This is a genomic window from Cohnella phaseoli (genome assembly GCF_003386235.1).
Lineage (GTDB): Bacteria > Bacillota > Bacilli > Paenibacillales > Paenibacillaceae > Cohnella > Cohnella phaseoli.
Genome location: NZ_QRDZ01000023.1, coordinates 73,519 through 97,881 on the forward strand (window position 1 = coordinate 73,519; position 24,363 = coordinate 97,881).

Consider the following 24,363-nt stretch of genomic DNA (forward strand, 5'->3'; position numbering starts at 1 on the left):
CGAATCCCGCGAGATCAGCCTGAGCCGTCGGTCGGAGCAGGGATAGGCGTCAGATTGGGACTCGGCTCGGGCGAATATCCGGCAGACATGGCAGCCGGCATATCCAATGCCGCGCCTCCGGAAATTCTCCAGTATCTCGCTTCGACTGCCGGGAATTGCAGCAAATCATCGGAAGCGTCATTGGCGATGACCCGGTAGACGCCGACCCAAAGCTGCCCGTCAGACGACGCTTCCAGCATGTACGAACGCGGCTGATGCCCGGCAAAACGCACCGTCATGCGGTTGGTCGGACGAGCCTGGCCGAGATCTAGCTCTCCGGACGGACTCAAGACGCCGTCGTCCCATGACTTGATCGGCTGGCGAAGCTGAATTTGCTTTAAGAAGCCCGAATCGATCCGACCGCCCGATACTGTCAGTTGCACATACCGGTACTCGTTCCCGTCGTTGGCCGCGAAGGACAGGCTAGTCGCACCGGTTCCGTCCAGCATCCCCGCGTCCGTCCATTGCACGCCGTCCGGGGACAGGCGCAACGTTAGCGAATCGGGCAGCAGACGGCGCTCGTTCAAATCGTCGAAGGCGAGCCAGCCGTTGCTGGCCGCCGAGCTCCCGTCTACGGCCTGGAACCGGACCTGGCTTCCCGCAATGCCGGCCGCCTGCAGCTTCAGCGGAACGAAGCGGTCCGAATCCGGCGGCGAAACGCTGGCCAACACTTGGCCGCCCGCATCCAGCAGTCGGTACTCGTTCGCCCCTTGATCGGAATAACCTGCCGCCCAGAAAGCGAGCCCGTCTGTCTCCAGCGTAAATAGCTCGCTTGTTAGCGTGCCCGTTGCGGAGCTTCCGCCTGCGGAGGATTCAGCCCAGCGTTGTCCGCGCGCGCCCAAAGCGGAAGACGTTCCGCCCGTCAACGAGACTGGCGCATTTCCGAAAGCGGGACCGACGGATGTCCATCCGGTGTAGCTGCCCGTCTCGAAATCGTGATTATCCGACTGACGAATACCGTCCAGCGCGAGCCAGGCATAGCCGCCGCCGGCATCGCCGTCTACCATGCGGAAACGGACGCTCTGCCCAATCAGATCGGACACGTCCCAATATTGCTCTATAAACCGGTTCAGCGGCACGGAGCTTTGGCCCGGCGGCGTCGCCAGCCTAAGCCGCTGGCCACTGCTATCCAGCAATTCGTAGTAATTGAGCGGAGGGGTATGTCCGCCCTGACCGTCCCACCCGGCCGTTAAGAAAGACAGAATCGGTTTCTCGACGACAAACGGCTTGGACGTCAGAGTACCCGTCTTATCCTCGCCGGCCGCCAGCGTATCCGCCCAATAGTCGCCGTTGTCGGTCCCAAGCGGCCGGCCCAGTTTGCGCGAATTCGGCGCCGAGCCGAAGGCGTCGCCCGAGATCGTCCAGTCCTCGTACGTACCGGACTCGAACGACCAGTATTCGTCTTCCGGCCCGTTCTTGACAGCGAAGCCGAACGGAGCGCCGAAAGCAAGCCAGCCGTCTGCGCTTTCCTCCATGCCGTCCGACGCTTCGAGATACACCGTCTCCCCTTTTAAATTCGATACGTCCCAATATACGATTGAGTAATCATCCGCATCCGGCGGAAATGCCGAGCGGAGCTCCGCGCCGTTCGCCGCTTTTAGAACGAAGCGGTTCTGGCCGGTCGCGACGGCGATCGAATCGCCGGCCAGCTTAATGTTGTCGACCGCGATCCAGTCGAACCCTCCGCCGTAAACGGCCGCTTCCGCATCGCCGATGGCATCGACGGCCTCGAACACGACTTCCCGCCCGGCCCAAAGGGAGACGTCCCACGCATAAGTCTTCATCGTGCCGCTATCGCCCACCCGATTCTCAGGTATCTGTTCCATTAAAATGGCGTTCGTCTCCGCATCACGCAAATAGTAGCGGTTGCCAAGATTGTAAGGCCAATCTCCCGGCGCATAGGAGGTGCCGTTCCAGCCGGCGCCATCGAACGTCAAGGTTGTCCGGTCGATTCGGAACGGTTTCGTCCGCAAGCTGCCCTTCTGACCGCTTCCCGTCGACGATGCGGCATAGTAGCCGTCTCCTCCGCTCACCCAGCCTGCGCCGCCGCTCGCCGGAGCGTTGCCGAACACCGGATCAACGCTCGATAGCTCGCTCCAGTCGCCCGTCTCGAAATCGGCGAGGATTCGAGTTCCGCTTCCGGCAGGGGCACCGGCCTGTTTATTGCCCGCGTAACCGGCGGCATAGAAGCCCAGCCCGTCCGCTTCCACCGTAAACGGAGCACTCCGGATTTTACCGATCGCGCCAGGGCGAGGTTCCGTGCTCGCCGTCTTGCCGATCGCCCCCTGCCCGGGCGAAGGCGCCGGACCGGCTTCGGGACCGCTCCCGAACGCATGGCCCATTGCCTGCCAACCGTTCCCAAAGGAAGTTTCGCCAAAGGCAAGCGCGGACAGCGGTCTTTCGACGCCGACGGACACCGTTTCAAGAGAGTAGAGATTGCCCAAGTCCAGCGTCGCGACCTGCCCGCCTCCGCTTTCCGACAACGCCCCGGAGGCCGCGACCGTTCCATCGGAACCGGGCGTATGCACGAACGTCGTTCCCGGCCGGAACGTGTAGTCCAGCATTCCGTCCTTTTCCCAGTTCAAATCGATGATCGCTTCGACATCGCCAAGCGAAGGGGAATGGCGAATGACGAGCGGTTCATTCGGATCGGTCGCAGCGTTGCGAGATACTGTGATGACCCGCTTCCCGCTGTAGCTGTCTACGCCGGCGTCCATGGCGTGGAACTTCTCGGGATCGACCGTAACCGTCCGCTCGATGCCCCGAGAATCGGCATAATCGGATAGCAAACGGCTCATGAAGCTGTCCTTGAACATCGCGTTATCCGCAACCGGAAACGCGCTGAACAGCACGCTACCCGACCCGACGGCCAGTTCGACCATAATGGCGTTGCCGGCCTCGTCGACGAGCACGGGCGTGGCGTTTGCCGGCAGCATACCCGCGGCCAATGCGAGAGTCGTCCCGTCGCCGGCGGGCACTTTGACGGCAGCTCCTGAAGCAAGCGCTTCCAGCCAAGCCGGCGCCGTAGAGGCTACGCGAACCTCGGTCCCAACTCTAGGCGTCGCCTGAGCCCCGGATAACAAGCCCATCGCCCAATCGTCGACTTCGTCTCCGCCGGTGACCCGACGGGTATTCAAATCCAAGCGGTAGTTGAATCCGTTCGTACCGAAGGTCACGAACGCGCCGCCGTCCTCGATCCAATCGAGGATATTGGCTTCCGCCGCGCTTGAAGTCAGCGCTACGCCCATGTTCGGGCTGATGAATACCTTATATCGATCCAGAGCGCCGTCCTCGATCGGAAAATCGTCCAAAATATCGGGCGTTTGCAAATAATGCGCCCAATTGGCGAACGGAGCGCCATACCAGGAAATGCCGTGATCCCCGTCGTAAACGAAATTGTGATCGTTGCGGTCGTAGCCTTGGCGGAACAAATTCGCATACCAAGGATTAAACAGGACGACGTCCGCCCCTTCCGGCTCCGGATCGATCGACAGGAACTTCTTGGCGTTGTCCTTCGTGTAACGGTACAAATCGTTGCCGGAGTAATCCCCGTCGGGATCCCATTTGCCGGTGTTACCATTGAAGGCGGCGTAATCCCATCCCAGCGCCGAATGAGCCAGCATGTCTACCCCGCGCCCGAGAAAATTGAAGGCGTTGTCGGTCTGAGCCTTGTCGGTCGGCTGCGCCGTATCGTCCATCGATCCTTTAAGACCGTAGAATCGCGCCGTGGCCGAATATTGCGCGACGCCGTAGGGGGCGTCCAAGTTGCTGTTGCCGAAAATGATATTGTCGTATCGGCTGAAATCCCTAGCGATCTTGCCCATGCTTTCGCCGGTTTCCATCGGGGCGCTTTGATAGCCGCCGTCCACTTCCACGTGAATGGGCTTGTCGGAGACCGAGCGCATCTCCTGCATGTAAGTTTGCAGAAAACGATCCATATAGTCCATCTTCCAGAACATCAGATCCGCCCACTCCGGCCTCGCGTCGACCGGATTCGGGGTATTGCGGTCCGGCAGCGGGGACGAGATCTCGGCAAAGCTGTCGTAGCCGGCGTTCCATGCGGCATTCAGGGAGCCGATCGTGCCATATTCGCTTTCCAGCCAATCCCGGAAGCTGGCTTGCGCGCTATCGCTGTAGACGGCCAGCAATTCGGGACTCGCCCCGGAATAGTACTCGATGCCGCCGAACCAGCCCGGACCGAGAATGGAAAATTTGCGGATGTGCGGATTGCTGTCGAAGTGCTTCATCGTCTGCTTCGCCACTTCGATGACGGTTTCGTTATGCAAGCTGTTGAAAAAATCGCGATGCTCGATAGTCCGGCCGATTTCGTCCTTGATTTCGGAATAAAAGGAAGGAAAGGCTCTGCCGGAGAAGCCTTGGAAGCCGAGCCACACGTCCATGCCGATGTCGGTAAACCGCTTTAGCATGTTGTCCGCGTACGCCCAAGAATAATGGTCGGGGTCCCGTACATAGTCCAGCACCTCTTCGTCGGGAATGCCGTCGGGATACAAAGCGTCGTCGATCAGCTCCGGCATCAGGTTGATGCCCGGGCTGTTCGGATCGGCAATGCTGACGCACAGGTTCATGAGCTGCTGGCGTTGCGCCAACAAGGCGTCCAGACCCGAGTCGCCGAAGTTGCTCATATCTGGAAAACAGGACAGAATGCCGACGCGCTGCGGCAGCAGATCCGGAAACAACGTAATTTCGTTGATCGGGCTGTCCGGACCGAAGCTATCGGTCACGACCAACCTGACATATCGCGCCTGCAGCCGCTCCCAGTGCGCGAAGAGCGTCCGGCTTGTCGCGACGTTCCCTGCCGCCACCGTCTCGTATTGGATCCCATCCTCCGAAACCCGAATCTCGTACTGTTTCGGCCCGGCTTCGTCGGTCACGGCCGCTTCCAGCGCCCCCACCGTGCGCAGTTGTCCCAAATCCAGCTCGATCCATTGCGGACTGGAGGCCGTCGGCTGCGCGGCCGGACGCCAACTGCTCGCCGCGTCCCCGTATAGCCCGTCCCGAACCTGCTCCGGTCCGTAACCGGCCTGGCTTGAAGAAGCGGCGGCTGCGACTGTCGCGACGCGCACGCCGGGATTGGCAGGAGCAACGTCCTCCAGCGAGTTCGTTCCTGCAGCGAACGCCGGCGCCGCGCTGCCGAGAAGAGAGGCAGTCCACGCCAAGGCAGCGGACAGGAGCACGGGAAAGCCGCGCCTAATCCAAAAAGCTCCGATTGTCATTTCGTTCTCCTTTCGGGCGGTAGATCCGCCATAGATTGGAATGCGCGGTACGCCCCGATCATCCCAAAGAGCCCGAAAAGATTCAATTGACAATCCTTTGTATCGGATGACATTTTTATGGTTTGGAGCCGTATTGGCTGCGATAATCGCTTGGGGACTGTCCGAAATAATTTTTGAACGCCCGGTTAAAGCTTCTGTAGTTGGCATAGCCGACCATCATTCCGACATCAACGATCCGGTGTTCCTTGCTGCCGAGCAGCTGCCGCGCGACCATCATTCTCTCGCGCATCAGAAACTCGTTGAAGTTTTCGCCCGTTTCTCTTTTAAACACGACGCTTAAGTAGTTCGCGCTACGATGGACTCGCTGTGCCAACCACTCCAGGGAAATGTCCTCCTCCAAATGTTCGCGGATCAGCGCCTTGAGATGGCTGAACGAACTTCGATCCGCCGTTCCGGCCTCTTCGTAGCCATCCGTCAAATGCGCGGCCAATTGGCGGAACAGCATTATCGCCTCTTGACGGGATTCGCAAGCGGCCAATCTTTGCAGCAGCTCCAGGAACACGCCCTGCCGGACGGCATAGCCGGAGGAATCCAGCGAATTCAATTGGGATTCCGCCTCCGCGATCGTTTGTCTAAGCAGCGGAAATACGGATTCCAGCGGCTGGCATAGCGCATGCTGGGCGGCAAACAGACGCTCGACCGCCTCTTCCGCTTTCTCCCGTCGCAGTAAGGCCGCCGACTCCAGCAGCTCTGCGCAAGCGAGCTCGGCCTCACGGACAAACTGCCGATTGCGCTCTTCCTCCGTCGTTGCGCGCAATTGGCCGGCTATGCGCGAGACGAGCGCTTGCAGCTCGCCGAAATCGATCGGCTTTAGCACGTACTCCTTAACGCCAAGCGAGATAGCCTGTTTGGCGTATTCGAATTCGCCATAAGCCGTAATGACGACCATCGCCGCTTGGCAGCCCTGTTCCCGAAGCCTACGAATCATGTCGATGCCGTTCATGCCGGGCATGTTGATATCGGCAAGCACCAGATCGAAGCGGATGTCCGCGGCGATCTTGAGCGCCTGCGCCCCATTGCCCGCCTGATGTACCTCCGTAAAACCCGCTTCCTTCCAGCCGACGAAATCTTGGAGGTCCTCGCGAATCATTTGCTCGTCGTCGACAATTAACGCTTTATACATTCTCTTCACCCTCGTCGCCGATCGTATCTGATCCTTCCGTACGGATGACGATTCGCACGGTCGTTCCGACATGCGGAATGCTGTCGATGGTCATTGCGTACGATTGTCCGAATTCATACTTCAAACGATGATGCGTATTGATCAGCCCCACACCGCCGGAACCTTGCGCCGGCTCCCGGCCCTCCGCAAGGCTTTCCCGGAGACGCTCCAATGTTTCCGGCTCCATGCCGATGCCCTCGTCCCGCACCTCCAACACGAGCTCCCGCTCGTCGAAGCCGCTTCGGACGACGATAAGAACGCAATCGCGCTCGGAACTGCTCGCTCCGTGATAAATGGCGTTTTCCATAATCGGCTGAAGAATGAGACAAGGCACGATTTGCGAAAGGGAAAAATAATCGAGCTCCCACTTCACGTAAAATTTCCCTTTGAAGCGGTATTGCTGAAGCTCGACGTAAGCCCATAAGTTGTTCAGCTCGTTTTCCAAGGTGACGTTGTTCCCGATCTGATAAATGCTCTCCCTCAGAAGTTTGGACAGGTGAAGGATCATCCGGTTGATTTCGGTTTCTTTCCCCGTCTTGCGCAGCGCGACGGAATGGATCGATTGCAGCGTATTGAACAAGAAGTGGGGGTTGATCTGGTTGCGCAAAGCTTTTAACTCGGCCTGCTTGCTTTTCAATTCCAGGTCGTGCTCCTTCTGCTTGAACCCGACCTGGCTGTCCAGCAGTTGTTGGATTTGGCGAGCCATCCGGTTGAGCCCTCGGCCGATTCGGTCGATCTCGCGTACGCCGGTCACTCTGATCTTCTCCTCCAGCCGTCCCTCGCCGAACTTGCCTATGCCCTCCAGAACGATGCGCAGCGGTCGGGTCGTCATATGGGAGATGTACGCCACGCCGAGAACGGATAGAAGGAGCACGACAAGCGCGATCAAGGCCACCTGCCGGCCGGCTACCGAAACGTATTCGGTAAAGGTTTGCACCGGATAAGCAATAATCAGATGCATACCCAGATAGGAACGTTCGATAAAAAACGCGTGCCCTCCTTGGCTGAACCCTGCAACTTCCGTCTGCGGCTCTCCGCCGCGCTTTTTCCAGGCTTCCAGCAAAGCAAGGTCTTCGCCGGCTCTTTCTCCCAATTCCTCGTCGTCCTCCGGATAGCGAAAAAGCAGCTCGCCATTTCGATTTACGTAGCTCAAACGAACTCCGGGAATCACCTTCAGCTTGTCTATGCTCTCTAGCAAGCGCTGCGGTTTCATGTTGATTTCCACCGCTCCGATGACCGGATTCGCGCTGCCGTTGTTCGGACCGAGCTTGCCGTGGAAACTCGTGATAACGTGCCATTGGGACATCGTACGGTTGGTGCTGCTTGTCCAAGCCAGATGAGCCGGATTGGCCTTGGCTGCCTGATAGCCCGCCTGCTCCTCGTATCCGCCCTTCTTTAATCGCGGCTCTCCGACGGACACCGCCTTATCGTCGAACCAAACGCGAATGCTCTCGATTTCATCGGACGTATAGTAGTATTGCTGCAAAAATTCGGTCAACCCCGTCTTGAAAGCGAGAAATTCGGACTCGTCCTTTTCGGCTTCGAGCAACCGGGGCAATTGCTCCTGCACGTACGAGCTCATCACGATCTGCAGCGAAACCTCGCCGTATTTTCTGTTTTTGATGTCCAGCGATTCCATCGCGTCCAGCGCCAGCTGCCGATTGTAGCGTTCGGCCATCTCCGAGGCGGAGTTATAGTTATGGCGCAGCGCGATGAAAGCTACCGTTAACGTCAGCACCACGATCATCAACAACACGAGCAGAACCATTCGGTTACGCATCGAAGTCAGCATTGCGGTTTCCGTCCTCCCAGCCGATGACTAGGCGCCTGAACGGTTCGTGGAATTATTTGATTCCCGCCGTCAAGTACACCTGAGTGATGCTTTTCTGGAAAAGCACAAACAGTCCGAACACGGGAACGATCATGATGACGCCACCGGCAAGCAGCGCGCCGGGATTGAAATTGTTGATTGACGTCACCATGCTCGCCAGGCCGACGGCCAGCGTTTTGTTCGTGTCCCCACTTGTAATAATAAAGGGCCACGTAAACGCATTCCAGTTGGAAAGAAAAGTCGTAATGCCGAGCACCGCGATTCCGGGCTTGATATTGGGCAGTACCACCCGTACGATAATCCCCGCCAAGCCGCAGCCGTCGATACGTGCCGCTTCGATCAGCTCGTCGGGAATTTGCACCATGAACTGCCTCATTAGGAACACGCCGAAAGCGCTCATGAGCCCCGGAATCAGAATGCCCGACAACGTGTCCAGAAGCTGAAAGCTCTTGAACAGTTGAAACATAGGGACGACCAGAATATCCAGCGGGACGAGCATCATCAGTACGATAAACTTCAAAATCAAACCTTTTCCGAGAAACGACATTTTAGCCAGCGCATAGGCCGCCAATATGCCGAACACGATCGACGTCAACGTCGGGATCGCCGAGGTGACGACGGAATTCCACGCATAGCGGTCCAAATTGCTGCTCCAAGCGCTGAAATAGTTGGCGATCGTCCATCGTTCGGGAAAAAAACGAAACGGAAAGGCATATACCTCGACATTCGGCTTAAACGAGGAGAACAGCAGGATGAGCAGCGGGAAAGCCAGAAACGCGATGCCCAGCAGCAGCAGGACAAAGCTGACGTAACGCTGCGTTGTCGTTGTCGTCATATCGTCACTCCTTTTCTTCGCCGATTTTCAGTATGCCGTAGGAGATCAGCCCGAGAAGAGCGGAGAGCACGACGACGATCGTCGCCGCGTAGCCCATCTGGTGATCGGTGAACGCTTTGTTCATGGCGTACATAAAGACAGTTTCGGTACTGCCGAATGGGCCGCCCTTCGTCAAAATGACGATCTGACCGTACATCTGGAAGATGGAAATCGTCATCAGGATCGTGGCGAAAATCATTACCGGGCGAATTTGCGGCAACGTAATATGCCAGACCTGGCGCCACCGTCCCGCGCCGTCTAAAGAGGCGGCCGCGTACAGGCTTTGATCGACGCCGAGGATGCCCGACAGGAACAAGATCGTGTAAAAGCCCATATTCATGAAAAAGAAAATCGACATCACGACCGTTTTGGCGAGCAGCGGTTCGTACAGCCATTCGACTGCCGGCAAATGCAGATCGGTCAGCACGTTATTGACGATGCCATGGTTGGGACTGAACAAATACATGAACACGACGGCAAGCGCGACCATCGGCGCCATCGACGTGCCGTAAAACGCGGAGCGGAAAAACGCTTGACCGCGGTTCAGCTTGCTAAGCAGCAACGCCGTAACGAAGGAGGCCGCGATCGTAATCGGTCCAATCAGCCAGTAAAACAAAGTGTAGCCCAATTTGGCAAGCAACTCGCGATCGCCGAGCAACCGGGCGTAGTTGTCCAACCCCGTAAATTCCGGCGGCGTATAAAAATCGTAGGACTGAAAGGAAAGCAGCAGCATCTGCAAAAGCGGATATACGAAGATAACAGCGTAAAAGAGCAGCACCGGACCGACCAGAACGTACGCCAGCCAGTTCTCCCGTTTAATGAAACTCATGGCAAGCACCCTTTCCAAAGCAAAGGGGGAAGATGGCCTCTCTCCCTCTCCCCCTTCCAGCTTACTTTAAATTGTTGTCGATCTCTTGTTGGATAGACGCTTGGAGCTCGGCTTGCTGCACCGAGACGTCCGCATCGGTCAGTATGATTTTTTCCAGCAGCTGGTCGTACTTCGTCCAAAAGCTCGGTGAATTGTCCGAATGAATCGGCTTGATCCGATTTAATTGCTCGGACAGCACCGGCTTGATTGGATTAGCCGCAAACTGCGGATCATCGGACAGCGAGGCGAGCACCGGAATGCCTGCCGTGATTTCCAGCCATTGCTTATAAATTTCCGATGAGTACAGTGCGGTGAGCAGCTCGAGGGCGGCTTCCTTCTTGGCACTGGACTCGAAAACCGAGAAACTCAGTCCCGGGCCAAAAATGGAGGTGCTGTCCTGGATGGCCGGCACAGTGGAAAAGCCGAGCTTGCTCAAATCCAGCCCCCCCTCCTCGAAAGTGGCGAGCGACCAGCCTCCCGTAATCGTAAAGGCCGCGTTTTCGTTGAAGAAGACGCTCATCCAGTTGGCGTAATCCGTTTCCGGCTTGTCTGCGTAGCCGCTGGAGACAAGTCCCTTCAGCTTGGCCAGGCCGTCGGCTGCCTCCGGGCTGTCGAATACCGCCTTCGATCCGTCCTGAGTGAAGAACTCCCCGCCTGCGCTGAATACGAACGGCGCAGTCTCGTAAGTGCTGATGCGGAACGTAAAGCCTTTAACGTCTTTACCGTTGGCCGCCTTAAGGCCGGCCCCCTTGATTTGCTCCAACATGGCGATCCAATCGTCCCACGAGATCGAGCTGAAGCCGGTGTCGGCAATCCCCGCCTTACTCAGAAGATCCTTGTTGTAGATCAAGAAAATGGAGTCCGCTTTGATCGGCACCGAATACAGCTTGCCGTTGTTTCGCCCCTCTTCCAGCAGACTCGGGTACATGTAATCGTCCTTCATCGGCGATCGGTCAAACCATTCCGTCAAATCGGCCAACAATCCTCGCTTCATCCATACCTGCTTGGGTGCGGAGGCGACCAAGTCGGGTAAATTGGAGCCGGCGGCCAGTACGTCGACCTTTTTGTCCATATCGGTATTCGGCACTGTGTCCAAACGTACCTTGATGCTGTACTTCTCGCTGTTTTTCGTGGCCAGTTGCGCCGCTTCGTTCAAAATCCGGGTGTTTTGCTCGTTGTTGGAGGAGTCGATCAGAACGCTTAACGTGACCTCCTGCTTTCCTCCCCCGGTCGACTGCCCCTGCGACTCGCCCGGTTCGTTGCCGCCGCATGCGCTTACAACGCCAGCCAGCAGCAGCAGGGAAATCCCCGGAGCGATTCGTTTCTTTAATGGTGCGAACATGTTATGCCCCCCTACGAGATGATGCCGGCCGCCGCTCGGCGAGATTGTCCGGCCGACTACCCTAATCTTATCGGGCAGCCGTCCGGGGAACAATTGACAACAGTTGCGATTATGTCACATTGCTTGCGAATGTTGCGGATAGAGGTCGCGGCGCGACAAAGAAGGAGAGAAGGCCCGTTTATTCCCGACAAGACAAGCGATACTTGCCCGGAGATATCCCCGTCGTTTTTTTGAACAGGTTTTGAAAATACGTCTCGCTCTTGTAACCGACTTTCTCGGCAATATCCACCATCGGCAGAACGGTCGTCGCCAAGATTTGCTTGGCCACCTCCATCCGGTAGCGAATCAAATAATGAATCGGGCTCACCCCTGTCTCCTGCTTAAACAGATGGATCAGATGATAGGCGTTCGTGTGCGTCAGCTTCGCCAAAATCGCCAGACTGACGTCGGACGGATAGTTTTCCTCTATATATCTTCTGGCCTGATGCACGATCTCTTTGCCGGACCGCCTTTTGACCTGTACCTCTTCTGAATAATGCAGCAGCCGCGCCACACGCCCCATTAATGCGCCGAGCAGCCCGTTCGCCACGATCTCCGATTCCGGCAGCGGACTGTGCCATTCGGCCACTATCTCATAGAGCAGCTGCTTGATCGGCAAATAATGCTCTCCTAGCTCCAGACAAGCCGGCTGCTCGGTCCCGGACAAATAATCCGGAGGCAATCCCTTGATTTGAAGCTCGGTATACCCCACGTAGACGGCCTTGAACCTGTCGCCGATCGACCGCTCCTCGTGCCAAATGCCCCGATTGTAGATGAGCAAACTCCCCTCTTTGGCCGTATAGGTTTTGCCGTCCACCAGGAATTCGCCTTGCCCTTCTACGATCAACAGCATTTCCGAACAGTTTTCATGCTGGTGCAGCGGAAAATAGAACCTCTCGCCCAGAGGAGGTTGAATGAGCGCTCCCCCCAGGATCGACGGCATCCGAATGACGACCGATTGCCTCATCCCCATCCCCCCATATCCCAATTTTCAATAGCCAAAGTTCGCAACATCGCTCATTGAACCTCTATTTACTTCAGTTTAGATTGATAGATAAGGATACGGCAATAGCGCTTTCCTAAATATTCAATATTTTTCTCCAAGAAGGAGTGAACGACGATGGCGATTGCATTCAGTAAAAGAAAGCTCAGCGACGACCCGTATGAAGCCTGCTCGGTATTCGACGTCAACAACGACGGCGTATTGGATATCGTGAGCGGCGCGTATTGGTACGAGGGTCCGGACTTCGTCAAGCGGCACAAAATCTGCGAGCTTGCCTCCCACGGACATTATCGGGACGATTTCTCCGATTTCCCGATGGACGTGGACGGCGACGGCAGGATGGACATCGTCACCGGCTCCTGGTGGGGCGGCGCGCTGAAATGGCGCAAAAACCCGGGAGATTCCGCCGCGGAATGGGAGACGTTCGAGATCGACCCGACCTCTAATATCGAGACGATCCGTTACTGCGACATCGACGGCTGCGGCGTTCCCGAAATTTTCCCGAATACGCCGGGAGCCCCGCAAGCCTTCTACAAGCTCGTCTGCGACGAAAACGGCAAAGGCACCGGAAAATTCCGCAAAACGGTCATCTTCGACCAGCCGAGCGGACACGGTCTGGGCTTCGCGGACATTACCGGCAACGGGAGGTTGGACGTCGTGCTGAGCGGAGGCTGGCTGGAGCAGCCGGAAGATCCGTTCGCCGGTCCCTGGACGTTCCATCCCGAATTCTCGCTTGGCACGGCCAGCGTGCCGATTATCGGGTACGACGTAACCGGCAACGGCCTGTGCGATCTGATCGTCGGCCAGGCGCACGACTACGGTCTGCACTGGTATGAGCAAATGATCGGGGAGGACGGCGCCCGCAGTTGGGTTCGCCATGAGATTGACGCAACCGCTTCGCAATACCACGATCTCATGCTTGTCGATCTCGATCTGGACGGAGAGCTGGAGCTGGTCACGGGCAAGAGGTACTTGGCGCACGACGACGATCCCGGCTTCGACGACCCGCTCGGTCTCTATTATTTCAAGATTGACGGAGGGCGCTTCGAGAAGCATGTGATCGATTACGGTCCTGCGGGCGAGGCGTCGGGCAACGGCATCTTCATGTGGATTCAGGACGTGACGGGCAACGGCTATCCGGACATCGTCGCACCGGGCACGGAAGGCTTGTACTTATTCGAAAACTTGGGACCGCAGGAGTGAGAACGATGGCAAAATTGAAAATCGGATTCGTAGGCACGGGAGGCATGGGGCAGATGGCGCATCTGTCCAACTATTCGGCGCTGACCGAACTGTGCGAGGTCGTCGCGCTGGCGGAGGTTCGTCCCCAGCTTGCGCATACCGTGGCGGCGCGTTACGGCGTTCCAAAGGTATACACGGATCATATGGAATTGTTGAGCGACGCCAAAGTAGACGCAATCGTCGCCCCTCAGCAGTATCGCTCGCATCAGGCTCTTCTTCCCGATATTTTGCGCGCGGGCATTCCGGTGTTGACCGAGAAACCGCTGTCGCTGACCGTCGAGGCGGGCGAGCAGCTCGTACAGCTAGCGGATGAGCATAAGACGCTGCATATGATCGGCTATCATAAGCGCTCCGACCCCGCTATGGAATATGCCAAGAAACGGATCGACGAGTGGAAAAGCAGCGGAGAATACGGCAAACTGCAGTACGTTCGCGTAACCATGCCGCCCGGGGACTGGATCGGCGGCGCGGACGCTCCGCTCGGCACGGACGAGGGGTATCCGGCGATTCCGGCGGAGGCCTTCCCTTCTTATTTTACCGAGAAGCAATCCCGCGACCTGGACACCTTCGTCAATTATTACATTCATCAGGTCAACGCCATTCGCTTCCTGCTGGGCGAGCCTTATCGGCTGACCTTCGGCGACCGTCTGGGCGTGTTGCTGACCGGAGAGAGCGACAGCGGCGCCACCGTTGCATTGGAGATGGCCCCTTACAGCACTTCGATCGAATGGCATGAAAGCCTGCTCGTCTGCTTCGAGAAAGGGTTTGTTCGCGTAGAGCTTCCGCCTCCGCTTGCCCGCCAGATCGCCGGCAAGGTGACGATCATGAAGGACAACGGCAATGGCACGCCTTCTTATGAAATTCCGGTTATGCCCAACCGCTCCGCCATGCGTCAGCAGGCGATGAACTTTATCGCCGCGGTGCGGGGCGAGCGTTCGGCCCCCTGCGAATCGAAGGAAGCGTTGGAGGATTTGAAGCTGGCTCGAGATTACATTCGCTTGATGCAGCAATACCAATAACGATGAAATGAGGTGTCATGCATGAGAAAAGTGGCGATTATCGGGGCGGGAAGCATCGTATTCTGCAAAACGCTGATGCTGGACATTATGGCGACGCCGGAGCTGGAGGAGACGGAATTCGCGCTGATGGCTCCCTCCACAAGCAAAACCTCGCAGGTCAAAGCCTTCGCGGATAAGGTCATCGAGAAAAACGGCCTGAAATCCAAAGTAACGATCACGACCGACCGCAGGGAAGCGCTGGCTGGCGCGAGCTACGTCATCGTCTCATTCCAGGTCGGCGGCGTATCCGCCTTCGAGCTGGATTACAAAATTCCGCTGAAATACGGCGTCGATCAATGCATCGGCGACACGCTGGGTCCCGGCGGCGTATTCCGGGCGCTGAGGAGCATTCCCGTCATTCTCGACGTGGCGCGCGACATGGAGGAGCTGTGTCCGAACGCGACGCTGCTCAATTACGTCAACCCGATGGCGATGGTCTGCTGGGCGCTCGGAGAGACGAACATTCAGTACGTCGGGCTATGCCACGGCGTACAGACGACGCTGGACCTCGTCTCCGGCTATGTAGGCGTACCGAAACAGGAGATCGATTACGTCTCCGCCGGCATTAACCATATGGGCTGGTTTACGAAGCTGTCGCATCGCGGACGCGATCTGTACCCCGAGCTGCGAGAGAAGTTCGAGCAGCCGGAATTTTACGTCAACGAGAAGGTGCGCGGCGAGGTGTTTCGCCACTTCGGCTATTTCATGACCGAGTCGACCGGCCATCTCTCGGAGTACGTCCCGTGGTTCCGCAAAAACAGCAAGGCGCTCGACACGTACTGCGACGAACCTTCCTTCGGCGGGGAGTCGGGAGCGTATTACAATTGGTGTACCTACGTGGCCGACAAATACAAGAACCAGGACATTCTGAAGGACGAGAGCTACGACCTGCCTCCGCGCAGCGTCGAATACTGCGCCTACATCATCGAAGCGCTGGAAACCGGCAAAACGTTCAAGTTCAGCGGCAACCTGCGCAACAACGGCATGATCTCCAACCTGCCGAACGAGTGCTGCGCGGAGGGGCCCGTATTCGCCGACCGCACCGGTCTGCACAGAACGCTGGTCGGCGAAATCCCGCCGCAGTGCGCTGCGCTTAACCTGACCAACATCAACGTGCAGCGCCTGGCCGTGCTCGCCGCCAAATCCGGCGATCCGGAGACGGTCGTGCAGGCGCTCGCTCTCGATCCGCTTACGTCGTCGGTGCTGACGTTGAAGGAAATCCGCGACATGGCAACCGAAATGATGGACGCCCAGCGTCAGTGGCTGCCGCAGTTCTCGGGGCGCAGCCCGCGGCCGACGCCGACGATCCGCATTCCGGAAAACGTCAAAAGAGCCGAGGTGCCGATCGATCCCGCCCTCGCCGTCTTCTCCCGTTTTGGAGAATTGGCGAAATAGGAGATCGAGCCCCTCGACTCTACTCAACTTTAGCTTCTTGTAAAAACGAGCCTGCCGAACCGATCGGAAATATGGTAGTTCTCGGCGCCCGTCGGCGACCAAGCTTGGTAGTGACGGGTGCCGTTCGGCTCGTCGTCGATGCGGAAGAAGTTGACTCTCCACTGCGTCCCGTCTTGCGGAGCTTTGGAGAAGTTCGAGAACGGCAGCCTGAACGTATAGGTGCGCCGTTCTCCTTCCGCCTCGATCTTCTGCTCGAAGCCTTGAACCTCCCACTCCGAGCCCACCTTAAAGCTATTCGGATCGTTCTCGTCGTCGTGATCGATCATCACATCGCAGAGCACGCCGTTCGGGCTGACGACAAGCTCCATGTACCGCCTGCACTTGCCCTCTTCGTCGATAAACATCTCCACGACGTCCTGTTCCCACAGCGGATCTTTGCGATTTGTATACTGCGAGACGACATGCGTGTCCACGCACTCGAATCTCGCGTACAAAGCGTTGTCGTCCCAGCAGACTTTAACGTGCGTCGACTCGAGAACGTCCCCGCCCGTGACGACGTCCACGAGACTGACGGCAGCGATGCGTTCCCAGATTTCGTTCGTGTAATTCACATATTCGCATGGATAAGTCGGGATCTCTGCTAGCTTCGACATATAAACCTCCGTCATTTTCCGAAACTCTGTCATTGAAAAGGGACGGCTTTCATTATACCTTTAGTTCATGTCCGCTTCCAGAGGTCCCGCCAAAGCCTGCAAATAAAACAGCTTGCCAGGCAGCGTCGGCATATACGTCGACGGCAGCCATCTGTTCGGCCCGTGCCGCAGCGTCGTCCATAGCGACAGCCCCTGCCACTGCATGCCGCGGCCAAGCGCGCCGTCGCAGCCGCCGATGATGCGGTCGGATTGCAGGAATAAACCTGGGCCGACCGTATTCGCGCGGCAAGGCACGAGCGTCGTCCGGCTCTTGAAGCTGGTAATCGCGTTCTGCTCGATGGTCAGTGGGTGAAGCTGCGCTCCAATGCGGTGGGTCTGCTTGCTCCACTCTTCGTCGCTGGCGAACTCCGCGCCGAAGTGCGGCTCCCAGAACGCAATATGCATCATCCGTCCGATGCCGAACACGGTAATCAGCTCGGCTCCCTCCGCCTTCAACGCCGCGATCTTCTCCGCATAAGTCGGCAAAGTCGCTTTTGTGGCGAAGTGACGCTGTGAGGTCGGAACGGTAAGCTCGCCAAGCGGACCGTAAAACGCCTGTTCCATCGCGTTCTGGAACGAGCCCGGATTGTCAGATGGCAGCGTGTTCCCTTCCCCGTCGCTCCATTCGTCCATGTTGAAGCCGTACATGTGCGAGCAATCGACATTCCATTCGTTCAGGAAGTAAACCGCCCACTTGTACATCCCCATCGGCCCTACCGGCAAAATAAACGCGATTTTGCGTCCGGCTTCCTTGGCGCGGCGAATTTCCGTTGCGATCTCATGGCCCATTTTCACGTCGAGCTCCTGCACTTCTGCACAAGCGACCGGCTGGAACGCTTCGTTCCAGAATTGCTGACGGTCTCCGATCGTCTCCGGAGCGTTGGCACAACAGCGATCGATCTTCTCCATATCCCACCCGGCGGGATAGAAGCCTTCAAGCAGGGAGCCTTTGACCGTTTGATTAAAGTTCATGTTCGGCACTCTCCTATTCTTGTCGTTGTTAGGGCAGCAGTCTCTCTGCCGTCAGCCTCGGCCAGGCCTGACATTGCTTAAAGCCTTCCGCGTACGGCTTGCCGCATTGCAGCCCGCGGAACTTGGACACCGTCCGCACGAAATCGAGGAAGTCGATTCCGTCGTGCTCGTACAGCCATTTGATCTGACTTTGGTGGCAATCGTTCATTTGAATTTTCGTTTCGATGTGATCGCTGATATCCACGTATTCAGTAGGGAGAAAGCCGACTCCCGCAAGCGTGTCCATGTAATAGATCGGAGCGACTTTATCGTGAGCCTCCTCGTTCGCGTCCGCGCGATAATACGGCACGGTCGCCGCGAAGCTCGCGTCGAACACCGCTCGCGACACTTCCATATGGTCCTTCATGTAATCCTCGGGCGGATGCGTTATGATATAATCCGGCTTCGTGCGTCGAATGACTTCAACCAGCTTGCCGATCAACTCGTCCTGGTCCGACTTGACCGCCAGGTCCGGAACGTCCAAGCTGATGACCTCCGCGCCGATCAGCGCGCCGGCCGCCTTAGCTTCCAGACTTCTGATCCGTTTCAGTTCCTCCGCCGGAATCACTTTATGGCCTTTGTTGCCGTTAGCCACGTGAACCATCGTCACTTGATGGCCTTGCGCCGCCAGCTTCGCCAGCGTACCGCCGCAGCCGATCTCCAGATCGTCCGGGTGGCAGCCTACCGCGAGTACGTTCATCGCCACGCCTCCTAGATTCGTTAAGTTAAGTTCGAGAGGTCCGTTATCCCCTGCCGACTCCCTTGAGTGTAAGCGATACAACGCAGCGCAGGCTTTAGCAAAAAGGCCGCGAAACGTGGCAATAAGTCTGTTTTTCGTCCGTTCCCGAAGATTGCAGCTATTCACGAAAAGAGGATCGAGGCTCGGCGTTCCCATGCTATAATTGAACCAATGAATTAGACGGAGGCCAAGCCGATGACGAACCCGGACAGAAGCTTCCCCCGCACCAAGCTTAAGGAGCCGTTCGCGGTCAAGCAGCTCGTTTCGTTCCATTATTTCGAGTTTTCCAAGGACTTCGCCTTCGAGGGGGAGAAGCACGATTTCTGGGAATTCGTCTATGTGGATAAAGGAGAGCTGGAAGTATTCGCGGACACGGAGGGCTATCGGCTTAAGCAGGGGGATATGATTTTTCACAAGCCGAACGAATTTCACGGGGTATGGGCCAACAAGACGGTCGCTCCGAACGTGATTATTCTCTCTTTCGTGTGCCGTTCCGAGGAAATGGCTTACTTTGAAAATAAAATTTTTACGCTGGACGATGAGCAAAAGGGGATTCTCGCACAAATTATGAAAAGCGGATTCGCCGCCTTCCTCCCTCCGTTCGACGATCCGCGCAACCATACTCTCCGCAGAAAGACGGACGCCCCCGTTGGAGCGGAGCAGCTGCTCAAGCTCCATCTGGAAATGCTGCTCATCCGCCTGAGGGACGCCGGAGACCTGCTGGCCCGGCAGGAGCAGCGGCTGTCGGCGTCCATTAAACGAAAAAGCGAGGACGATCTCGTCCAGCGCATGTGCGAATATATGGAGCAGCACCTCTACGCGGATCTGCGTCTGGAGGATATCTACAAGCAGTTCAACCTGAGCAAAAGCCATGCGCTTACGCTGTTCAAGGAACACCGCGGCATCAGCATCATGAAGCACTATCGCCGTCTGAAGATCGAGCAGGCCAAGAGCTTGATCCGCGCGCAGCGGCACACGTTCACGGAAATCGCCGATAAGCTCGGCTACGGCAGCGTGCACAGCTTCTCGCGGCACTTCAAGTCGGATACGGATATGTCGCCCTCCGAATATCTCAAGACGGTGATTGCCAAAGTATAGATGTATTCAACAGTCTGTCTCCGCGCAGAGGCGTCTACCAAAGAGGGCGATCCGCGAATAAGCGGAATCGCCCTCAAGTCCATTTATGGATAAATCTTAACCTCTCGAATCTGCGCCGTATCGTTCCATCCCTTCGAGACATCCAGCTTCACGTATCTCGCTTCGATCTCCGGGAACGCGTAAATCGCATCGTTCTCGCCGTTATTTACGGCCGTGTATACATCCGTCCAAACGAGGCCGTCTGCCGAAACTCGTATCGTGTATTCATTAGGACCAAGCCTCTGCGCCAATGCGTTGTTCCTGGCGAATACTTCCACGGCCCGAATGCTTCGCAGTCCGCCCAAATCGAATTGGATCCATGCGGGAGGCGCGCCGATCGGCGCCCACATATTGGAATCCGACTCCGCGATGCCGTCGATCGCCTTCACTGCCTCGTATCCGGCCGCTTCGGAGGATGCCGTAACCGAAGCGATCGTCCAAGGCGCCAGCTCCTTCCTGAACGTCAACTCCTTGATCGCCACTTGATCGGCATACCCTTCCGTGACGTTAAGTCTCAAGTAACGCGCGGACGACGGACTCCAGGAATAGCTGTCAACCTTGTTGCCCTGGTCGGTCACGGCTAGAACCGGCGTCCCCCAGCTCGCGCCGTCAAGCGACGTCTGTACCGTAAAGCTCTTCGGTCCGGCGCCCCTCCACTGTAAGTCGTCTACCGCCAGCCAAGCGTTCGCTCCGGCCGAATGGCCGTCCACCGCTTCGAAATAAACCTCCGTGCCGACATACGCGGAGACGTCCCAAGTCTCGATCGCGAACGCGTCGCTCTGCGGCGGTTTGGCGCTGAACAGCACGGCGCCGTCGGAAGCTCTTCGCAAGTAGAAATAATTAAGACCACTCGTACCGGACGGTCCGTCGTATCCCGCTTTGCGGAAGGAAAACGTACCGTTCTCCAGCCGGAAGTTTCGGCTCTTCAAGGTACCCGTCGCTGCTTCTCCTCCCGGGTAGGAAGCGGCATAATAGGTTCCTCGAACCCCGTCGACGCTGCCAAGCGGGCTATAGGCTTGGGGAGAATCTCCAAATGCCGTTCCCGTCGCGGTCCATCCCGCCCAGCTGCCGATTTCGAAATCGAAATTTTCGAGCTGCACGATGTCGTCGATCGCTATCCATCCGTAATCCGCATTATCGACAACTTCGTAACCGACATTGTCTTCAACCTTGATGTAGACCTCGGTTCCGATATAGTCGGAGACATCCCAATACTGCTGGACGAAATGTCCGGCTTGCGGAGGTTTCGCCACATAAAGCGGCACTCCGTCCGATGCGCGGATCAGCCAATAATAGTTTTGGTCGTTCGTTCCGTTCCTGCCGTCGTATCCGGCCGCCCGATAAGACAGGACGGGCTTCTGAACGACGAAGCTTTTGCTCGTCAGCGTCCCCGTTGCCCCATTGCCTTCGGCGTGAGTGGCGGCATAATACTTGCCGTCGTACCCCGGAACCTTCAAGATCTTCTTGCTCCAAGGCAAGTTCGGATCGGACTTCTGGTAGGTCGGCGCCGTTCCGAATCCGGTGCCCGTTGTCGTCCAACCGGAATAAGTGCCTCTCTCGAAGCCGTAGTTGCCGCTGAACGTAAAATCGTCCACTCCCAGCCAACCGTAGAGCCCTCCGAAGTTCCCGTCCACGACCTCGAGGTAAACCCGGGTTCCCATATACGGGGTAACGTCCCAGGTTACCGTTTCGAAAGCGTCGCTCTGCGGAGGCTTGGCGGCGAACAGAATCGAATCGTCCGAAGCCTTTCTCAAATACACGAAATTCAGATCGGAATCGCCCAGCCCCCCGTCGTATCCCGCGATCCGAAAGGTCAGCAGCTCTTTTTCCGGCAGGAAATCGCCGGATGTCAGCGTCCCCGTAGCCGGGTCCCCGCCGGACTGGGAATCGGCCCAATATCGGCCTCTCCAACCTTTGACCAGGCCGCCGTGGTCGGAAGAAGTCGGGGCGGCGCCGAATGCCGTCCCGGTAACCGTCCATCCGTCGAAGCTGCCCTGTTCGAACGAATAATCGGAGATTTCTTTGTTTTCCTTGTAGCTGCTCAAGGCCAATGCGTCTACGCCAAGCCAGCCGTATAGAGGGCTGGAGTTGTCGTCCACGACCTCCAGATACACCTTCGTGCCGATGTCGCGCTTCACTTCAAGCCTTTGAGTGACAAACGTATCGCTTTGCGGAGGCTTAATCGCGTAAAGGATCGCGTCATCCGCTGCGCGCCGAACATAAATCCGATTTCGGTTATCCGTGCCCGCCGGACCGTCGTATCCGACAATACGAACGCTCAATATGTCTTTATCGATCATGAACCCGGGACTCCGGATCGTCCCGACGGCCGTCTCCCCACCCCATTGCGAATCCGCCCAATAAGCGCCTTTCATACCGCTTACCGCCCCGAAATGGGTCCCGGTCGTCGGTGCAGTGCCGAACGCGGTTCCGCTAACCGTCCAACCTTGGTAGCTGCCGCTTTCGAACGAGAAGAGCTCGTTTCCGTCGTCGTCCGTCCACGGATAGAGCTCCATTCCGCTTACGGGGTAGACGGCTCCGAGATCGACCGTCAGCGTCAGCGGACGATCCGGCGATGCGCTCCCCGACTTCCACGCCCCGGAATCTTCCTTGAGGCCGTCCGCAACGTTGTCGGGAGAGTACGGCTTCTCGTGCATGTCGGCCTGTACGCCGACGACCGGCAACGAGCCATAGCGAAGCGACTGGATCAGCAAGGGCTCCGTCGCGGATGCGGTATGCAAAATTCTCTTCTGCGGCAAGGCGCCGGATTGCTCATGAATCGTTCCGCCGGTTGCATGAGTCCACGGAGCCGTCAATTCCACTTCCATCGGGAGGCCGTTCAGACTTGCGTCGGTCTCGATTCTCAGCGTCTGTCCATTGGCGTAGTATTGCGGATCGGCAGAAAATTGTTCCGGAGAAAATTGGCCGTTCGCCATGTACGGCGGATCGGCTACGACCGCGACGCCCTTGTCGTTCTGCTTGTTGACGCCCATGTAAGCGACATGATAACGATCGCCGTCGAATTTCACCTTGCGCTCGACGCCGGAGGCGTCGGCGAAATCGCTTAATATCTTGCCCATGAACCCGTCGTAGAACATCTCGCTATCGCTCACAGGAATGGTGCTGAACAGCACTCTCCCGCTTCCGTAACGATATTCCACCATGAGCGCATTCCCGTGCTCGTCCGTCAGAACCGGCGTCGCTCCGGGAAGCAAAGCGGTGAATGCCTGTGCCTGGCTGCTGTCGGAGACCGTGAAGCCTGCAGTCTCTCCCGCTTTCAACGAAGTCAGCCATGCGGGCTTGTTCGCGGCGACGCTGGCCGTCCGCCCGGCGGTCGGCGCGGCTGCGGAGCCTCCCGATACGCCCATCATCCAGCTGGATACGTTCTCGTCCCCCGAAATGGAGCGGCTGGCGAGATTCAGCTTGTAATTGAAGCTATCCTTCCCGAAGCCGACGATCGAATGGCCGTTCTCGACCCAGTCCAGCAATTTCTCCTGGGCGACGTCCGAGGTTAAGGTCAGACTCGAATTGGCCGATACGAGCAGCTTGTAGTTTTTGAGCGCCCCGTCCTCGATCAGGAAGTCGTCGATCGCGTCCGGCGTATCGAGATAATGAGACCAACTGGCAAAGGGGCGGACGTTAAATCCGAGACCGTGATCCCGATCGTAAATCCTCATGTAATCGTCGTATCTATACCCTTTGCGATAGTTGCTGGAGTAGAAAGAATGATAGATTGCCGTTTGGCTTCCTTCCGGCAGCGGATCGACCGCCAGAAGCCTTCCCGATCGTTCCGCATATTGGCGAAACTCCTCTGTTCCCGCATAGGTCGCGGCAGGGTCCCAGCCGTTCGTATGCGGAGCCCCGGTCCATCCGTCCCCGGCGAAATCCTCCGCCATGTTGCTGTTATTAAACGTGCCGATCCCTTTCGCGGCGATAAAGAACATCGTATCATCGCTTAATTTTCTCGTCTCGTAATTCGCATTGTCGATCGCGGTGTCAAACCCGTGCAGACGCGCCGCTGCGGCGATGCCCGCCGCACCAAAGCTCTCGTCCCCTCCGCTGCTCGCGAAGACGAACGGTTTGTAATCGCTTGCAATTCTGGCGGACAACCCCAGGCTCGCCTGGCTTTCCATGGGCGAGAACAAATAACCTCCGTCGGTCTCGATGTAAAGCGGCTTGTCCGTCGCGGATCGGACGGCTTCGATCGTCTGCCGGGTATAGTTCGCCAGATGATCGCGCAGCCAGAACATCAGGTCGGACCAGCTTTGTCTATTATCGAAGGCTCCTGGCATGTTCGTCCTTAGCGGCTTGGGCGGCTGCACTTCGTTCCAGCCGGAATACGACGTCCCCCAGGCGGAGTTGGCCTCCGCAATCGTAGCGTATTTCGTCTGCAGCCATTCGCGGAATCTCTGTTTGGCATGTTCGTCGTAAACCCATAGCGTGGGATTCACGATGTCTCCTCCGAAAATCTCGATTCCTCCGAAGTAGCCGGGCCCCGTAATCGCCTGCAGCCTTACGAACGGGTTGGCGCTGAAATGGCCGGCAACCTTCCGGTTAAAGGCGCTGTACAAGCTCAATGTATCGCTCACGAACGGGTTGGCTTTGACTTCGTCCACGAATTGGCTGCCGTTCTCGTC

Annotated in this window: 15 protein-coding genes; 4 read left to right on the forward strand and 11 right to left on the reverse strand. The window is 57.4% G+C overall.

All coding sequences use genetic code 11. The features are described 5' to 3' along the window. Nucleotides 1-14: 14 nt before the first annotated feature. From DFP98_RS25110 to DFP98_RS25140, 7 genes are all read right to left on the reverse strand, one after another. Nucleotides 15-5,273 (reverse strand): discoidin domain-containing protein, encoded by a 5,259-nt coding sequence (locus DFP98_RS25110; RefSeq protein ID WP_181917930.1) that lies wholly within the window; start codon nucleotides 5,271-5,273, stop codon nucleotides 15-17. 115 nt (nucleotides 5,274-5,388) lie between these two features. Continuing rightward, nucleotides 5,389-6,456: a response regulator gene (locus DFP98_RS25115; protein ID WP_181917931.1), complete on the reverse strand. Its 1,068-nt coding sequence runs from the start codon at nucleotides 6,454-6,456 to the stop codon at nucleotides 5,389-5,391. After that, a complete protein-coding gene (locus DFP98_RS25120; protein WP_116063376.1) occupies nucleotides 6,449-8,287 on the reverse strand; it encodes a sensor histidine kinase in 1,839 nt (612 codons plus the stop codon). Before DFP98_RS25120 ends, DFP98_RS25115 begins: the two co-directional genes overlap by 8 nt. Before the next feature lie 52 nt (nucleotides 8,288-8,339). Further along, the gene (locus DFP98_RS25125; protein WP_116063377.1) at nucleotides 8,340-9,161 is read right to left on the reverse strand and encodes a carbohydrate ABC transporter permease; all 822 of its coding nucleotides are present in this window, start codon (nucleotides 9,159-9,161) and stop codon (nucleotides 8,340-8,342) included. 4 nt (nucleotides 9,162-9,165) lie between these two features. After that, complete coding sequence (locus DFP98_RS25130) at nucleotides 9,166-10,029, reverse strand: carbohydrate ABC transporter permease (protein ID WP_116063378.1); 864 nt, start codon at nucleotides 10,027-10,029, stop codon at nucleotides 9,166-9,168. A 61-nt stretch (nucleotides 10,030-10,090) separates the two neighbouring features. Beyond that, on the reverse strand, nucleotides 10,091-11,410 hold the full coding sequence (locus DFP98_RS25135) for a sugar ABC transporter substrate-binding protein (RefSeq protein WP_116063379.1): 1,320 nt from the start codon (nucleotides 11,408-11,410) through the stop codon (nucleotides 10,091-10,093). Between the two features lie 178 nt (nucleotides 11,411-11,588). Beyond that, nucleotides 11,589-12,416, reverse strand: a complete 828-nt coding sequence (locus DFP98_RS25140; protein WP_181917932.1) for an AraC family transcriptional regulator — start codon at nucleotides 12,414-12,416, stop codon at nucleotides 11,589-11,591. A gap of 153 nt (nucleotides 12,417-12,569) precedes the next feature. On the opposite strand from DFP98_RS25140, the gene DFP98_RS25145 reads away from it, so the two are divergent. The 3 genes from DFP98_RS25145 to melA are packed head-to-tail and all read left to right on the forward strand — an operon-like array spanning nucleotide 12,570 to nucleotide 16,147. Further along, nucleotides 12,570-13,655, forward strand: coding sequence for an FG-GAP repeat domain-containing protein (locus tag DFP98_RS25145; protein ID WP_116063381.1), 1,086 nt, complete (start codon nucleotides 12,570-12,572; stop codon nucleotides 13,653-13,655). 5 nt (nucleotides 13,656-13,660) lie between these two features. Then, nucleotides 13,661-14,713, forward strand: coding sequence for a Gfo/Idh/MocA family protein (locus DFP98_RS25150; protein ID WP_116063382.1), 1,053 nt, complete (start codon nucleotides 13,661-13,663; stop codon nucleotides 14,711-14,713). Nucleotides 14,714-14,734: 21 nt separating this feature from the next. Beyond that, entirely contained in the window at nucleotides 14,735-16,147 is a 1,413-nt protein-coding gene (gene melA, locus DFP98_RS25155) for an alpha-galactosidase (RefSeq protein ID WP_116063383.1), read from the forward strand. 29 nt (nucleotides 16,148-16,176) lie between these two features. Here the strand turns inward: melA and DFP98_RS25160 are convergent, their stop codons facing one another. Genes DFP98_RS25160 through DFP98_RS25170 form a run of 3 tightly spaced genes read right to left on the reverse strand, consistent with a single transcriptional unit; the run spans nucleotide 16,177 to nucleotide 18,550 of the window. Next, entirely contained in the window at nucleotides 16,177-16,800 is a 624-nt protein-coding gene (locus DFP98_RS25160; RefSeq protein ID WP_181917933.1) for a carbohydrate-binding family 9-like protein, read from the reverse strand. A gap of 60 nt (nucleotides 16,801-16,860) precedes the next feature. Then, on the reverse strand, nucleotides 16,861-17,811 hold the full coding sequence (locus DFP98_RS25165) for a sugar phosphate isomerase family (protein WP_116063385.1): 951 nt from the start codon (nucleotides 17,809-17,811) through the stop codon (nucleotides 16,861-16,863). A 28-nt stretch (nucleotides 17,812-17,839) separates the two neighbouring features. Then, nucleotides 17,840-18,550, reverse strand: a complete 711-nt coding sequence (locus tag DFP98_RS25170; protein ID WP_181917934.1) for a PIG-L deacetylase family protein — start codon at nucleotides 18,548-18,550, stop codon at nucleotides 17,840-17,842. Between the two features lie 234 nt (nucleotides 18,551-18,784). Here DFP98_RS25170 and DFP98_RS25175 point away from each other — a divergent pair, with 234 nt between their 5' ends. After that, nucleotides 18,785-19,687, forward strand: a complete 903-nt coding sequence (locus tag DFP98_RS25175) for an AraC family transcriptional regulator (protein WP_116063387.1) — start codon at nucleotides 18,785-18,787, stop codon at nucleotides 19,685-19,687. A gap of 83 nt (nucleotides 19,688-19,770) precedes the next feature. Here the strand turns inward: DFP98_RS25175 and DFP98_RS25180 are convergent, their stop codons facing one another. Further along, the gene (locus DFP98_RS25180) at nucleotides 19,771-24,342 is read right to left on the reverse strand and encodes a discoidin domain-containing protein (RefSeq protein ID WP_116063388.1); all 4,572 of its coding nucleotides are present in this window, start codon (nucleotides 24,340-24,342) and stop codon (nucleotides 19,771-19,773) included. Between the last annotated feature and the right edge of the window lie 21 nt (nucleotides 24,343-24,363).

Coding starts and splice junctions, on each gene's coding strand:
- DFP98_RS25165 (WP_116063385.1), bottom strand. CDS start 17,811: ATGAACTTTAATCAAACGGTCAAAGGCTCCCTGCTTGAAGGCTTCTAT.
- DFP98_RS25115 (WP_181917931.1), bottom strand. CDS start 6,456: ATGTATAAAGCGTTAATTGTCGACGACGAGCAAATGATTCGCGAGGAC.
- DFP98_RS25140 (WP_181917932.1), bottom strand. CDS start 12,416: ATGAGGCAATCGGTCGTCATTCGGATGCCGTCGATCCTGGGGGGAGCG.
- DFP98_RS25110 (WP_181917930.1), bottom strand. CDS start 5,273: ATGACAATCGGAGCTTTTTGGATTAGGCGCGGCTTTCCCGTGCTCCTG.
- DFP98_RS25175 (WP_116063387.1), top strand. CDS start 18,785: ATGACGAACCCGGACAGAAGCTTCCCCCGCACCAAGCTTAAGGAGCCG.
- DFP98_RS25150 (WP_116063382.1), top strand. CDS start 13,661: ATGGCAAAATTGAAAATCGGATTCGTAGGCACGGGAGGCATGGGGCAG.
- DFP98_RS25160 (WP_181917933.1), bottom strand. CDS start 16,800: ATGTCGAAGCTAGCAGAGATCCCGACTTATCCATGCGAATATGTGAAT.
- DFP98_RS25170 (WP_181917934.1), bottom strand. CDS start 18,550: ATGAACGTACTCGCGGTAGGCTGCCACCCGGACGATCTGGAGATCGGC.
- melA (WP_116063383.1), top strand. CDS start 14,735: ATGAGAAAAGTGGCGATTATCGGGGCGGGAAGCATCGTATTCTGCAAA.
- DFP98_RS25135 (WP_116063379.1), bottom strand. CDS start 11,410: ATGTTCGCACCATTAAAGAAACGAATCGCTCCGGGGATTTCCCTGCTG.
- DFP98_RS25125 (WP_116063377.1), bottom strand. CDS start 9,161: ATGACGACAACGACAACGCAGCGTTACGTCAGCTTTGTCCTGCTGCTG.
- DFP98_RS25120 (WP_116063376.1), bottom strand. CDS start 8,287: ATGCTGACTTCGATGCGTAACCGAATGGTTCTGCTCGTGTTGTTGATG.
- DFP98_RS25145 (WP_116063381.1), top strand. CDS start 12,570: ATGGCGATTGCATTCAGTAAAAGAAAGCTCAGCGACGACCCGTATGAA.
- DFP98_RS25130 (WP_116063378.1), bottom strand. CDS start 10,029: ATGAGTTTCATTAAACGGGAGAACTGGCTGGCGTACGTTCTGGTCGGT.